The organism is Flavobacterium tyrosinilyticum (genome assembly GCF_023656565.1).
In the GTDB taxonomy this organism is placed as follows: Bacteria; Bacteroidota; Bacteroidia; order Flavobacteriales; family Flavobacteriaceae; genus Flavobacterium; species Flavobacterium tyrosinilyticum.
In genome coordinates this window covers 1,143,164-1,157,836 of record NZ_JAMOKG010000002.1, presented here as the reverse complement: position 1 = coordinate 1,157,836, position 14,673 = coordinate 1,143,164, and the positions used below count along the sequence as shown (strand labels likewise).

General features: G+C 36.5%; 13 protein-coding genes. 5 read left to right on the top strand and 8 right to left on the bottom strand.

What is annotated here, in order from left to right; translation table 11 throughout:
* Window positions 1–127: 127 nt before the first annotated feature.
* The 7 genes from NCC77_RS12770 to NCC77_RS12740 form a co-directional block, all read right to left on the bottom strand.
* Window positions 128–895, bottom strand: a complete 768-nt coding sequence (locus tag NCC77_RS12770; RefSeq protein WP_250835913.1) for a LytR/AlgR family response regulator transcription factor — start codon at window positions 893–895, stop codon at window positions 128–130.
* Window positions 876–1,892 carry a sensor histidine kinase gene (locus NCC77_RS12765; RefSeq protein WP_250835912.1) on the bottom strand — a complete coding sequence of 339 codons (1,017 nt, stop codon included), beginning with the start codon at window positions 1,890–1,892 and terminating at the stop codon, window positions 876–878. Before NCC77_RS12765 ends, NCC77_RS12770 begins: the two co-directional genes overlap by 20 nt.
* Before the next feature lie 258 nt (window positions 1,893–2,150).
* Window positions 2,151–2,885 carry a DUF1223 domain-containing protein gene (locus tag NCC77_RS12760; protein ID WP_250835911.1) on the bottom strand — a complete coding sequence of 245 codons (735 nt, stop codon included), beginning with the start codon at window positions 2,883–2,885 and terminating at the stop codon, window positions 2,151–2,153.
* 98 nt (window positions 2,886–2,983) lie between these two features.
* Window positions 2,984–3,394 (bottom strand): organic hydroperoxide resistance protein, encoded by a 411-nt coding sequence (locus NCC77_RS12755; RefSeq protein WP_250835910.1) that lies wholly within the window; start codon window positions 3,392–3,394, stop codon window positions 2,984–2,986.
* A 109-nt stretch (window positions 3,395–3,503) separates the two neighbouring features.
* Window positions 3,504–4,490 carry an alpha/beta fold hydrolase gene (locus NCC77_RS12750; protein ID WP_250835909.1) on the bottom strand — a complete coding sequence of 329 codons (987 nt, stop codon included), beginning with the start codon at window positions 4,488–4,490 and terminating at the stop codon, window positions 3,504–3,506.
* 396 nt (window positions 4,491–4,886) lie between these two features.
* Window positions 4,887–5,300 carry a cupin domain-containing protein gene (locus tag NCC77_RS12745; RefSeq protein WP_250835908.1) on the bottom strand — a complete coding sequence of 138 codons (414 nt, stop codon included), beginning with the start codon at window positions 5,298–5,300 and terminating at the stop codon, window positions 4,887–4,889.
* A gap of 533 nt (window positions 5,301–5,833) precedes the next feature.
* On the bottom strand, window positions 5,834–8,377 hold the full coding sequence (locus NCC77_RS12740) for a hypothetical protein (RefSeq protein WP_250835907.1): 2,544 nt from the start codon (window positions 8,375–8,377) through the stop codon (window positions 5,834–5,836).
* Between the two features lie 494 nt (window positions 8,378–8,871).
* Between NCC77_RS12740 and NCC77_RS12735 the strand changes: the two genes are divergently transcribed.
* The gene (locus tag NCC77_RS12735) at window positions 8,872–9,288 is read left to right on the top strand and encodes an OsmC family protein (RefSeq protein ID WP_250835906.1); all 417 of its coding nucleotides are present in this window, start codon (window positions 8,872–8,874) and stop codon (window positions 9,286–9,288) included.
* 103 nt (window positions 9,289–9,391) lie between these two features.
* Window positions 9,392–10,156 carry an alpha/beta hydrolase gene (locus NCC77_RS12730; RefSeq protein ID WP_250835905.1) on the top strand — a complete coding sequence of 255 codons (765 nt, stop codon included), beginning with the start codon at window positions 9,392–9,394 and terminating at the stop codon, window positions 10,154–10,156.
* Window positions 10,157–10,300: 144 nt separating this feature from the next.
* On the opposite strand, the gene NCC77_RS12725 is transcribed toward NCC77_RS12730, so the two are convergent.
* On the bottom strand, window positions 10,301–11,269 hold the full coding sequence (locus NCC77_RS12725) for a hydrogen peroxide-inducible genes activator (protein ID WP_250835904.1): 969 nt from the start codon (window positions 11,267–11,269) through the stop codon (window positions 10,301–10,303).
* Window positions 11,270–11,826: 557 nt separating this feature from the next.
* Between NCC77_RS12725 and NCC77_RS12720 the strand changes: the two genes are divergently transcribed.
* The 3 genes from NCC77_RS12720 to NCC77_RS12710 are packed head-to-tail and all read left to right on the top strand — an operon-like array spanning window position 11,827 to window position 14,673.
* Window positions 11,827–13,629 (top strand): type VI secretion system Vgr family protein, encoded by a 1,803-nt coding sequence (locus tag NCC77_RS12720; RefSeq protein ID WP_250835903.1) that lies wholly within the window; start codon window positions 11,827–11,829, stop codon window positions 13,627–13,629.
* An 11-nt stretch (window positions 13,630–13,640) separates the two neighbouring features.
* Window positions 13,641–13,811 (top strand): hypothetical protein, encoded by a 171-nt coding sequence (locus NCC77_RS12715; RefSeq protein ID WP_250835902.1) that lies wholly within the window; start codon window positions 13,641–13,643, stop codon window positions 13,809–13,811.
* Entirely contained in the window at window positions 13,795–14,673 is an 879-nt protein-coding gene (locus NCC77_RS12710; RefSeq protein ID WP_250835901.1) for a hypothetical protein, read from the top strand. Before NCC77_RS12715 ends, NCC77_RS12710 begins: the two co-directional genes overlap by 17 nt.

The following is a 14,673-nucleotide window of genomic DNA, read 5'->3' as shown; positions in this document are numbered from 1 at the left end:
GATGAAAAAAATCATTCTAATTCTCTGTTTTATACTTTCGGCTTTGTTTTTTATAAGCTGTTTTATGTTTCCTGGATTGTAAAATCAAGCCAATTAGTTTATCTGAAGAATGATAAATTAATTGGTTTTATCGGTTTTCTAACCAGCTTAAAAATGCGGTTGCTTTTTCTTTTCCTACCAATATTTTTTCTTCTGTCGGAACACTTAATTTCACGATTATTTTACGCGAAAAATAATGTTCTGCTTCACGAATGGCCGAAAAATTAACCAAATATTGCCTGTTGATTCTAAAGAACTGAATTGGCGATAAAAGTTTATGAATCTCATCTAAAGACTGTGTCAACGAATATTCGTTTTTATCTAAAGTCATTATCGTTGGCATTTCATTTTTGATATAGAAAAACGCAATATTCTCCGTTAAAACCGTCTGGTATTTATTGTTTTTGAAAACTAAAAAACTGCTTTTTCCTTTATTTTCGCCATTTCTAGTCAATAAATAATCGAAATCTGGCATGGCTTTTTTATTTCTTTGAAAGAAGTTTTTCAATTCTCCCGCTTTCTTTAAAGCCTGCGAAACACTATCTCTTGAGAAAGGTTTTAGAACATAATCAATTCCGTTTGATTTAAAAGCTTCGATGGCATAATCATCAAAAGCGGTACAGAAAATGACAGGCGACAAAACCTCAACATTCTTAAAAATCTCAAAACACTGACCGTCTGCCAGTTGAATATCCATAAAAATAAGATCTGGCTGATCGTTTTCTAAAAGATAATCTACTGCGCCGTCAATGCTTTGTATATAAGACAAAATCTGAACATCGGGTCTGATGCTCAGAATTAATTGACCAAGTGCTTTGGCCGTTTTTACTTCATCTTCAATTATTATGATAGTCATAATTTAGTGGTATTTTTACTTTAAAGGTAGTTTCGTCTTTATCAATTTCAATTTCTTTATGAATCAGGTGCATAAAACGCTGGTTGATATTATCTAAACCAACACCTGTAGACACGGCGCCTCTTTTAAGCTGAATTTTATTTTCAACTACCAAAAACTCATTTTCTGTATAAAGCTTTATTTTGAGAGGTTTATCTAAAGAAACAACATTGTGTTTGATGCAGTTTTCAATTAATAATTGTAAAGTAAAAGGTGGAATTGCCGAATAGTACTGCTTTGGATCGATTTCATTTTCTAAAACAAATCCGTCTTCAAAACGCGCTTTCAGCAAATACACATACGAATCCAGAATCTGAATTTCTTCGCTCAACGGAATCAAATCCATTTTTCGACTTTCAAGCGTAAATCGATAAAAATCAGATAATTTCAAGATAAAATCAGAACTCTGCGGATCTTGAATGTCGACCATAGATTTTAGCGTATTCAGACTATTGAACAAAAAATGCGGATTTACCTGCTGTTTTAATAATTCGTATTGAGCGCCAAGATTTACGGCTTTTGTACGTTCTAATTCTACCCCCATTTGCTGTGTCTGATAATTTTGAAAAAGCAGATGCAGAAACATATATACAATCAAGTTGATCAAAACTCCGCGAAGTTCAAACATAATTGGCGCATCCATTTTTGAAACCTGAAACAGTTCCTGATGTGCGATTACCAAAATCACCATTAAGACAATCCCTAGAATAACACTCAGTAAAAGTTTCCAGTTAAAAAGGCTTTTATTGGCATGATTAGCAGAAAATTTTGGTAAACTATAAATATTGTAATACCATATAAAAAGGGAAAACAGCAGTGTAATCGAAGAGTTTATGACAATATCTCCAGGTGTTGAACCGGCATCAAATAATTTAGGAATCGAAGCCAGAATCGCCAATGCAATCGAACTTCCCCAAATGACTTTGAGCGAAACCTGAAAACGTTTTGTTTTTTCCATATTGTAATTGGTTTGTTATCCTGAGAATCAAAGATAGGTTTATTTGAAAAAGATTTCACGCAGATTTTTAATGATTTTAGGAGATAAGCGCAGATAAATTTTAATCGCGCAAAGTCGCTAAGGCTCAAAGTCTTTTTATTCTTATTTTGTAGAGCTACTCGCGGAGATCCCTCGTTCCTCGGGATGACAAACAGGGCGGAAAACTAGAATCAAAAAAAATCTGCTAAAATCGTTTTAAATCTGCGTGAAACAAAAAATCTAAGCTTTCTTAACGCCCAAAATAGCACCTGAATTCATATCCTGAACAAAACCAATGATTTCGAAATCCTGTGCGTTATAATTTTTAGGAAGATGAATCGATGCTGTGCCTTTTTTGGCTTTGTTTAAATCTACAGATTGCAGATTACGAACAATTTGATAATGCGATAAAACCCGATGCGCATTCTCGCCTCTTTTTACATTGCTTTTTGTTTCTTTCTGAACAACTGCAAGCAATAAACGACTGTTTTTTGAAGTGCCTTCAACATTATAATTTACAGAAAATGAATTCGCATTTTGATTTGCCTCTAAATTTAAACTAGTCGAAACTGGCTTTAAAATTGCCGATTTAATTCCGTTTCTGAGACTCGTTTCCTGAGAACCGATATAATCAGTTTTTCCGTTAATGATTACTTGAGGCGTATAAATAGGCTCTTTTCCCATAAATTGGGCGTAATCGTACTGTCTTTTGGTAAAATCAGCATTACTGAAAATGTCTTTCCAGCCCTGTTTGTCCCAATAATCGACATGATAAGCCAATACATAAACATTTTTATCTCGGTATTCATTCTGAATTTTTCCAAGCAATTCATCAGCAGGCGGACAGCTCGAACAGCCTTCGGAAGTATATAATTCTAAAAGTGCAAAACCTTTTGAGTTGTTTTGGCTAAAAACGCTGTTTCCAATTAAAAAAAACAGCATTATAAAGCCACTTAAAATTTTTATCTTTTTCATAATTAAATTTATTAAACCTGACAGGTTTTAAAATCCTGTCAGGTTTGTTGAGAGCTGAATTATCGCATCAACTCATAACTCATAACTTAAAACTCTTTTTAAAGAATATTAATCTCAACGTTTATATTCCCTCTAGTCGCTTTAGAATACGGACAAGTCTGATGCGCTTGCGCCGCCAAAGCTTCTGCCGTTTGAGTATCAATTCCAGGAAGGCTGATATTTAATCTTGCCTGAAGAGAATATTCTCCTTCTGTTACGCACAAATCTACTTCGGCGTCTACAGCGGTTTCGGCTGGAAGTTGAACCCCAAGTTTAGAAGCTGCAATTCCAAGTGCTCCAATAAAACAAGCCGACCATCCTGCAGCAAACAATTGCTCTGGATTTGTTCCCGGACGTGAAGATCCTGGTGCGCTTAATTTGATATTCAATTGTTCGTCTGAACTTTGAGAAGCTCCTTCTCTACCGCCTGTTGTGTGTGTTTTTCCTGTGTATAAAATTTTTGTTTCCATGATTTTTTTGTGTAAAATGTTATTTGTAAAATGTGAAATGTTTATTGATATTGATTTTTGCTATTGCAATTGCTATTGAATTTGGAATTTGGGATTTAAAAATTGGAATTTACTTAGAGACATCAATTATCGCTTGTGCAAATGCCTTTGGATCTTCTTGCGGAACGTTGTGTCCACTTCCTTTTAAAATTCTGTGTTCGTATTTTCCAGTGAATTTGCTCGCATAAGCTTTTCCATCCGCGAAAGCGCCGTCAAAATCACTTCCTATTGTAATGGTTGGAACTTTAATCTCTGGTTTTGTAGCAAGGCGTTTCTCTAGATTATCGTATTTTGTTTCTCCTCCTTCAAGAGATTGTCTCCATCTGTAATTGTGAATCACAATCGCTACGTGATCTGGATTATCAAAAGATTGAGCCGTTTGATCGTAAGTTGCTTTATCGAAATTCCATAACGGAGAAGCGATTTTCCAGATTAGTTTATTGAAATCGTAAGTGTTTTGAGTGTAACCTTGTTTTCCTCTTTCGGTTGCGAAATAATATTGGTACCACCATCCTAACTCGGCTGCTGGAGGGAGCGGTTTTAAATTTGCTTCTAAGTTCACCACCAAGTAACCACTTACCGAAACCAAACCTTTTACACGTTCTGGCCAAAGTGCCGATACTATAACCGCTGTTCTCGCGCCCCAATCGAAACCACCAATTACGGCTTTATCAATTTTAAGTGCATCCATAAAAGCGATAATATCCCTTGCTAAAGCAGCTTGTTGACCGTTTCTGAAAGTATCTTTTGAGAGGAAAGTCGTTGTCCCGAATCCGCGTAAATAAGGAGTAAAAACGTGGTATCCTTTTGCTACCAAAATTGGAACAACTTCGTTGTAACTGTGAATATCGTAAGGCCAGCCATGAAGCAATATCACTGGCGTTCCGTTTGACGGACCTGCTTCTGTATACCCCACGTTCAATAATCCGGCATTAATTTGTTTTAAAGTTCCAAGTGAACTGCTTACTTCAATTGTTTTTTGTTTTGAAGTTTGTGCTTGAGTGAAAGCTGCATTCATAAAAAGAATAGCGATTAGAATATTGGATAGTGTTTTCATAATTATTATTTTTTGATTAGTTGATTATCAGTTAATTTCTTCGTCAAAGGTATCTTGACATTGTTTGTTTTAAAAGGTAAAAAAAGGTGAAGTGGACAAAGTTGGGGCTGAAATGGACAGGCTTTAATTTGGGATAACTTTAACGCAAAGAGTACAAAGGATTCGCAGAGAACACAAAGATTTTTTTGAGTTGAAACTAAGTTTCTTTTAAGTTCACAAAGCTGTATAAATAAAACTTTGCGACTTCGCGACTTTGCGAGATTAAAAAGCCCAACATTCACACAAAGCTTTGCGAACTTAATGTCTATTGGCATTCTTCTTAAACAGAACTTCGCGTCCTTTGCGAAAATCCTTTGCGCACTTTGCGTTAAAAACTACTCGCATTTCAACTTGAAACTATTTTTTCATTACAAGTATTGGCTTACCTTTTTCCACAATATAAGTCGCCAGTTCTGATGCTTTTACATTTGTATTATTTTTAGCCGAATGCACCACGCCCGCTGGAATAAAAAGCACTTCGCCTGCCTTTAAAATCACTGGCTTTTCTCCTTCAATCTGATACTCCAGCGAACCTTCAACCACATAAATCACTTCTTCGCCCGGATGAGAATGTTTTCCAAAAGCCGAATGTCCGTCAAAATCGATTCGTGCCTGAACCATTTCGCGTCCCGGAACGCTTAGATCGTGTTTTTGCAAATCGATGCGTTTAACGCCTGTCTGCGCCGCAATCTGATTCGGAACTAAAAAGGCAATGATTCCTAAAACAATAATTGCGATGATAACCCATGTTTTTTGTTTTTTCGTTTCCATAACTTCTGATTTTAAATTATTTGTTTTCGTTAATTTCTTAGTCAAAAGTATTTCGATACCCCTTCATACGAAATGAGAAAATAGGTGAAACGGACAAACTTTAAGGTGAAATGGACAGGCCGTGAGTTGTGAATTTTGAGAGGTAAAATGTTTGAGAGTTTAACCGCAAAGGACGCAAGGATTTACGCAAGGTTCGCGAAGTTTTTAATCTCGCAAAGACGCGAAGTCGCAAAGTTTTGCCTTTATTTTGCCACAGATTAAAAGGATTAAAAGGATTTTTGTTTCACGCAGATCCAGCAGATTTTAGCAGATTTAATTTTTAAGATTTTAGAAAATAATTTGCCTTTATCTGCTTAAATTATTTAAAATCTGCGTGAAATAAACCTTTTCGATTAAAATAAGAATTCGCAAAACTTTAAAAAGAAAACTTAGCGCCCTAGCGCCTTTGTGGCAAAAAAACGAGCACAAAAAAAATCAGGATTAGTATTTTACTACCATCCTGATCTTTTCGAATTAAAATTAACCTTTACTTTTTATCTTCTTCCTCTAAAACCACCTCCGCCTCTGAAACCACCACCGCCGAAGCCGCCGCCGCTTCTTTGGATATTTTGGAAATTACGCGTTTGCATTTCTCCGCGATCTCTTGAAATAGCCGAGCGATCTAGATCGTTTGTAACATCTGGACGACCAGCTTCTCCAAGCGGTTTATTTGGCTGTCCGAGGGTTTGATCTGCTTTAGGGAAATTATCTCTCTGAATTCCGTCTCCTATTCGGGTTTCGCCTCCTAGGTTTTGACCCGCTTTTGGCAAATTATCACGTTGAATTCTCTCTCCTGCCCCATTCGCCCCAAGTGCTTCACTAGGTCTGTCACGCTGAATTCGTTCTCCCGCGCCATTTGCACCAATTCCCTGATTGGGCTTATTACGCTGAATCGCATCGCCCGCTTTTTTGGACGAACCCAAAGTTCCGGCTTGCGTCCAGCCACCGTTTCCATTATTATAATGACTCCAGTTTCCGTTGGCATCTCTTTTATAAACATGTCCATCGTGACCAGCGTATACATTATTATTGGTATGAATCGTAGTTCCTCCGCCTCTTCTATGTGTAATTACACCTTCTTTTCCGCCTGAAGTTTCATAACCAATTGCCGTTCCGCGTCGGGTTGTAATATGTCCTGTTTGCGCCCACTGATTTCCATTTGTTGCAGCCGAATGTCCCCATTGCGCATACGCGTTATGTCCTTGGTTGGTTCTAGCGTAATTTCCCGTCCACGGATTATAAGTACTTGCAGCAGTGCGCCCGCCATACCAACCCTGAACACTTGCAGAACGCCCGTATCTTCCTGTTGCAGGATTATACCAAGCCGAAGTTCCAGCTGCTCCATAAGGTCCGTAAACGCGTCTTCCAGCTGCATAACCTCCCGTCCACGGATTGTAAACCGCTCCACCTCCGTACGCATAAGGCCACGGGCGATAAATTGGATACAGTCCGCCGTAATACATATAAGGCGGATAATACCATCCCGTGCCATAAGTCAATATCGCGCCGAATGTTGCGCCAATAATAAAAGCACCTAAATAGCCCGCTGTTGCACTGCTTTCAACCGTTGTATCAGTTGTAGTTTGCGTGACATACGTAACATTATAAACTGGCGAACTTGGCGGAATCGTATAAATTTCTTTCGGAACAGAATCGCATGTTTTCCAAGGTCCGTTCGGACTTGTCGACATAAACCAAACTGCCTGAAAACACAAATAATACAAATCTCCCACTTTTATAATCTTCTCCTGCGTGTTGCTTGCATATTGCATTTTGGTTCCTTCGATTGGTTTAAATTGAGGCGTTCCTCCATCATACGATACTTTTACTTTCGCTTCAGCATCCGATTTTTTCAAAATAGCCGTTGTAGGAACCTGCGATAACATTACCGCATCATTAGCTTCCTGCGTTCCTGGCACCGATGACAATACATTGGCACGCGGAGAATCTTTAGGAATTTTAGCAAAATCAGCAGGAAGACTATTACTAGCATAGCTCCACGGTCCAGTTAATTCTTTAGACTTAAACCATCTTCCAGACAACAATACATAATACTGACCCTTGTTTTCATCGGCAAAAACATCATTCTCGGTATTGTCAATATATAACAATTTGGTTCCTGGAATTTTAACGAACTTCGGACTTCCGTTTATCGCAATCAACTCCGCAGGTTTATTGCTGTAGAAAACCTCTGGAGCTCCGCCAGAAGACGGTGGCGGAATCATTTTTTTAACATCATCAAAATTCTGTCCCGAAGGCAGGTTGCTTAAACCCGAAGGCAATTTGTCTGTTTTAGTCCATTTACCCGCCATATTTTTCGAAGTCAGCCAGATATTCTCCACCAATAAATAATAATCTTTTGTGGTTTTATCAAAAAACAAATCCCAATTGGTATTTACCACGTATTGAATATCCGATTTTTCTACAGGCACCAAAACCGGTTCGCCTTGCACAATAAGCAAAATCGAAGGATTTGTACTATAAAAAATGTCTGGAGGATCATTTTTAGCCGTAATTCCCTTTGGCGGACTTTTGGTATGACTTAAATCTGCCAAAATACGATCTACCGAAATAGGATCTCCGCTCTGAGGCAACGTTTCTTTAAAAAGCTTTTCCATTTCAGGAACTTTCTTTTCGTCAAGAGCTGGAAACCGGATATCGGTTACCTGAAGATTTTTAATAAAAGCACTTCGGTTGTCTTTGTCTACCAATGTTTCTGCCCTCAAAGAAGCCACACCCAAAACCTGTTTTCCATCTTTTGGAGTCAGCGAAAAAGCTACTCTCGCTGTAAGTTCCTTAAAATCTTTCCAGTCGTCTACCTGAGGCTGATAATAAACCAGTTTTGTCCCGTTACTTTCCGCTTCCCGAGGCCAACCACGATCTGCAATTAATGTAGAGTCGGCAGTATCAGTCTTTTCTGCTTCTGTACTTACTTGCTCTTTATCCTTATCTTTTTTGCAGGAGAACAAAATTGAACTCAAACAAACCCCAATTATTAGAAAAGCATTTCTCATAAATTTAAAAGTTAGATTATTCATTGAAAATTTATTTTCTCGATCGTCTTATAAAATTGATTCCTATAAAATTAAATTCACCGCATAAATAAAACTACAAATCGGCCGCTTACTTTGTTTCACATTATAATTTGAAACCAAATAAGCATTTAAATGATCCTTATTTTCTTGAACTAAGATTTTAATCTGCACCTATAAGGTAAGCTAAAATGAAGCATTGATATTGATTAGGAGCTGTTTCCTGCTATCCGCTATATCTTTTCCTTGCTAAAGAAGCAAGAAAAAGGATACCGCTCCTATCAGGGCTAGGGCACTCATTTCCAAAAGGAAGTTTTACAGAAAATTATTATTTAAAGTGTTTTGTGTTCTAACCTCAACCTAATCAGTGGTTATAAATTATTTTTATAACTACTAAAAATTATTAATTTGATTAATAAACACCTTCCCTATACCTTTGCTTCATCAAAATCAAAGAAATGATTTGAACATCTTAAAAAATAACTTAAAAAATAGAAATCATGAAATTTACAAGAAGAGCAAACGCAAACTGGAAAGGTACAGGAATGGAAGGAAAAGGAACCATTAGTACACAAAGCACAACTTTAGATAATGCCCAATTATCATTCAAAACTCGTTTTGAGCAAGGTGTTGGAACTAATCCTGAAGAATTAATCGCAGCGGCACATTCTGGGTGTTTTACTATGCAGTTAAGCTTTTTATTATCTGAAGCAGGTTTTGTTCCAGAAGATTTAGACACAACGGCTAAAGTAACTTTTGAAGACGGAACTATCACCTTAATTCAGTTAGAATTGACTGGAAAAGTACCCGGAATTTCTGCAGAAGAGTTTCAGGAAACTGCTCAAAAAGCAAAAGAAATTTGTCCAATTTCTAAATTGCTGAATACTGAGATTACTTTATCAATCACTTTACTTTAAATAAATCCCAATACAAAAATCCCAAATTCCAAGTCTGAATGGAAAATTGGAATTTGGAATTTTCAAAATTGAAATTTCTATTCAAATTTAAAATCTAAATAAAATGAAAACAATATTTAAAAGCTTTTTAGCATTCGCAATACTAATTTTTAGTTTCGCATTTACAAACGTAAACGCACAAACTAATCCTAAAATCAAAAATGTCGTATTGGTTCATGGTGCATTTGCAGATGGATCTGGATGGCAAGGTTTATACAAAGTTTTGGCTAAAAAAGGCTATAATGTAACCATCGTTCAGAATCCGTTGAGTTCTTTGGAAGATGATGTTCAAGCCACAAATTTAGCTTTAGACAAACAAGACGGACCCACTATTTTGGTTGGACATTCTTGGGGAGGAACAGTAATTACAGAAGCTGGAAATCATCCTAAGGTAGCGGCTTTGGTTTATGTAGCGGCTTTACAGCCTGATAATGGTGAAAATTCTGTTCAATGGTTGCAAACTGCTCCTCCAGCTCCTGAAAATGGTGTATTGCCTCCAGATGAAAAAGGAATTGCGTATTATGACAAAGCTAAATTTCACGCTGGTTTTGCGGGAGACTTGAGCAAAGAGCAAGCCGATTTTATGTATGCTTCACAAGGTGCTTTTCATGCAAAAGGCTTTTTAACACCAATAACTAAAGCCGCTTGGAGAACTAAACCTTCTTACGGAATCGTAGCGACTGAAGATAAAAGTATTGTTCCGAGTATTCAGCACGCCATGTACAAACGTTCTAACACCAAAATCACTGAAATTAAAGGTAGCCACGTGGTATTTATTTCTCAGCCAGAGAAAGTGGCAAATGTGATTATTGAAGCGTCTAAAAATTAAATTCCAATATTTTAAACCCCAAATTCCAATGGATTGGGGGAAATTTCAAAATAAAAATTCCAAATTCCAATTACTGTATAGCTTGGAATTTGGAATTTTTTGTATTGGAATTTCTCAAATCATTTGGAATTTTTATTTTGAAATTTAACTCAACTTACTTACAGCTTTTATAAAATAAGGCGAATCGTTCCAGCGGATTTTTTTATAATTGAAATCTTTTTTGAGCGATTCGGGAAGGCAGTTCCAGATCGCTTCATTCATTTTCTCCAATAATAATTTCTTAGAGAAAGAATCCGACACTACAAGACTTATTTCTCTTACGGGAACAGGTTCCTTGAAAGGTTTAAAAAGTCCGCCTGATTCGTTTATGGTGGAAAGTTTAGGGATAATCGCAAATCCTAAATGGGCTCGAACTAGATTTTTTAAGGTTTCTATCGAATTAATATCGTATGTAAATTGTTCCTTTATTTTATCGGATGTTTTTAGTCCGCAGATGTCTAACAATTGTGCGTTGTAGCAATATTCGTGATGCAATAATAACAATTCGGTTTTGTCGCCAGGCTGCATTTCGTAAAATTCATCATTTGCCATAGGATGCGTCTGATTTAAATAGGCAACAAACGGTTCTTTAAAAACAACATGTTCGATTAAATTCGGATTTCCTGTTGGCGTAGCCATAATCGCAACGTCAATTGCCCCTGTTTCCAAATCGCGCATTAAATGCCCCGTATATCCTTCTTTAATAATAAAATGCACTTTTGGCGCCGCTTCTTTCATGGCCTGAATAAACAGCGGAATCAAATAAGGCGATAAAGTCGAAATAATACCAAGTTTCAGCTCTCCTTCCAACAGATTTTTTTCGTTGATTACAAAATCACGAATTTCATCGACCTCACGAAGTATCTTTTTGGCTTTATTGATAATTTCAATTCCTAAAACGGTTGGTGTCAACGGCACTTTATTTCGATCAAAAATCTTAATTCCGATTTCTTCTTCCAGATTTTTTAACTGAATGGTAAGTCCCGGCTGCGTTACCATACAAACTTCGGCAGCTCTCGCAAAATGCCGTTCTTCGTCTAAAGCTACTATATATTTTAACTGCTGAATGGTCATGTTTTCTAGTTTCTAAGGTACTGAGATGCTAAGGTACTAAGTTGCTACGTTTTTATTTTTAGTTTCTAATAAAAACTTTGCTTTTGTTATTCCTACATGATGTTTTTTAACAGTAAACTATTTTGCAAAAACAAAAAGCGATCTTAAACGGATCGCTTTTGTTTTTATTTAGTAATTTTAAATACCCTATTCTATTACTTTTTTGTCTTTTAGAGGTAGTCACTATTATTTCTCCCTGTCTATATTTACCATAATACCGCACTAAAAATACTGCGCATATACCAGCAGTAAATCCAACTACATTTTAGAAATCCCACTATTCTCCTCTATATCAAAATAAAGGATCGCAAAACTATTGCATCAAATTAACCTTAAAACAAACAGCATGAGCTTTCTAGCAAACTACAAATCAACGAAGAAGAATGTAACAGCATGAGCAAATTCCAATGCTCTTATCCATAGAACTGACCGCCAAAGAATCGGTTTTTGGCAATGCCAAGTTCTTAAAAAATAGATTTCAATTTAACCAATCACTACACTATTTAAATTTCTAAAAAATGTCAAAATTCTCCGAACAGGTACATATTACCATAGAAGGCTTTACTCAAAATGTTATCTATTACAATCTTGAGCTCTCTCAAAAAATGGCAGACCACCATCATTTTTCTTTCTTTTGGCAATACACAGGAAAACCTATTATTGCCCCGCAAGATCAGGAAAAAGCCTTTAGCAATTACATTGGCAGCGAGGTCATTTTTACCTTTAAAGTAAAAGGCATCCGATTAATGTCTAAAGGAAGAATTACAAAACTAAGTTCTGTCGATCTACACGGAAACCCCGCCGGACTGCACGTAACAGGAACAAGCCATACCATTGCTCTGGATGATATGCCGAAATCTAGAATCTTTCGCAAAAAAAGCCTCCAGCAGATTGGGCTCGAAATTTTTGCTGAAGAAAATTCGGGAGAATTTTATCAGAGAGAAGCCATTGTGCCTACTTATACAAAAGAATTCAGTTTTAAAATCCAGTACAACGAAACGAGCTTTGATTTTCTTAAACGCCTCTCTGCACGCTATGCACAATGGTTTTATTTTGACGGAATGCGCATGCAGTTTGGCCAGATTAAAAACACCGATATAAAACTTATAAACGAATCGTCTCTGCATAATTTTAGCATCGAGGCCAATCTGGTTTCGCACAAAACTTCGTTCAGCAGTTATGATTACAATAGCGCTTCCCGTATAAAAAATGGTGCAGAAAAAACCTCCGAAGGAAGCCGAGACCGTTTTGCATCGCTTGCCGTTTTTAAACAGCCTTACATTGTTAGACCCGGACTTGAAAACGGCGCGTATACCAGCAACGCTCAAAATAAAGAAGAAATTGATGAAATGGTGAAAATGCAAACCGCCGGACGCGATGCCAACAGCATATTCTACAGCGGCACCTCCTATCTGCCTATAGGTTTGGGACAGACTTTTTCTATTGAAAATAAAAACGTAGAACATCATTTACTGGCAATTGAAATTATACATTGCTCTGAAGTAAACGGGAATTACACCTGCAAATTTAAAGCTATTCCTGCCGATGTTGCAGCGCCACATTACACAGACGTAAATGCATTTGCTTCTGCCGAAAGCCAGCCCGCAGTCGTAATTGACAATAATGACCCCGAAAAAATGGGACGCATAAAAGTGGATTTCTTCTGGAGTGGCTGGTCAAGCAAAAGCGATTGGATGCGTGTGGTTCAGCCTTACTCTGGTTCTGGAAAAGGGCTTTATTTCAGACCCGAAATTGGCGAAGAAGTTCAGGTGAGTTTTGAAGGCGGCAATGCAGAACGCCCGTATGTTTCTGGCACCTATTACAACGGAAAAGAAATGCCCGATTTCTTTGATGACAAAAACCGAATTAAAGGCTGGAAACTCCCTTTTGGACAGCTTTTCAAGTTTATTGAAAAAGTAGGCATCTGGCTTTCTGACCCAAGTGGAAATGAAATTCATTTGGATGAAGAAGGCAAAAATATTAATGTGACCTCTCCTGAAACAGTTACTATACGTGCTAAAAATATTGTTTTTGAAGCGAGTGAAAGTATTACTTATACAGCTGGAACTAATATCGATGGTAAAGCAGATAACAATATAACACAAAGTGCAGGCAATGACATTACGATAAGTGCAGAAGGAAATCTATTCGAAAAAGGCGATGAAAAAATGGAATTTATCGATGAAAAAATAACAATTAATTCATCTGAACATATTGAAATGGCGGAGAAGATTAATATAAATGCTACAAATGGAGACATGACACTAAAAGCTTCTAAAACGATTCATGCCAATAGTGGTGAAAACAGCAATTTCAACTAAATCTTAAAATCATGGCTATTATAAAAAATGCCAAAAACAGCATTTTAAAAGTAAGAAAAAAACATTTTGTTTTAGCAAAAGAAGTAGAGAAAACTAGCGAGACTATAAAGTTAGTTGCTACGTACGGAAATATAGAATTAAACAGTACAAAAAAAATTATAAAAAATGGTAACATCAATTAGTTTAGGCAATTACGAACCAGAGGAAGTGCCAGAGCCTTGGGAAGAATATCAATTTAGAGACTTGTCAAGAGCGTACTACACACAAAGTATAAATATGGCTTTTAAAAGTGGTGATATTAATTTAGTACACTGCATTACAGCTTTAACTTCATTAGAATTAAATAAATGTTATACAGATTCGGCAAAAAATATCGACATAAATCACGTCCCAAGAAAATGTTATTTAAGCGCTTTAACTATTTATATGGATAATAAAGGCAAAATAGTGAAAGGAGAAAAAGTACTGACAGAATTTAAACTGATTTATGATTACTCCGAAAATAGACATCTTCTGGATACTTCATATAAAATAAGAAAAGAAAAAGAAGCCTGTATAGATGCTAAAGAATTGCACAAGGATGTTTTAGAAAATAAAACCTTGACCTTTAGGACAGGAAAAATTTATATCTTAAAAAAATTTCATGAATATATTAAACAGGCATCACTGTGCAATCGTAGAACCGATGTTAATTACACAAATCTAAAGGTTGCAGAAAACCGTGATGAACTAAATAAAACCTTAAGCTTATTAGGAATAACAACAGCGGCAGTTGGTTTTATACCAGGTAAAGCGCCAGTAATTGCAGACACGGCAATGAAAATTTTAGGAATGGCTTTAAGTGCAGAACCAAGGTTCAGTCTTGCAGAATATACTTATCCTATAAAAGGACCAGTTTATCTTGATAATACTACAATAATTCAAAAATATAAAAGAGACAATTCTAATGGGTACATTTCTCCTCAGAGACCAAAAGGAGATCCTGAAAAAGAAAATAGAGATTTATTAAAAGAACTAGAAGACTTTGGATTGGCACTAAAATAA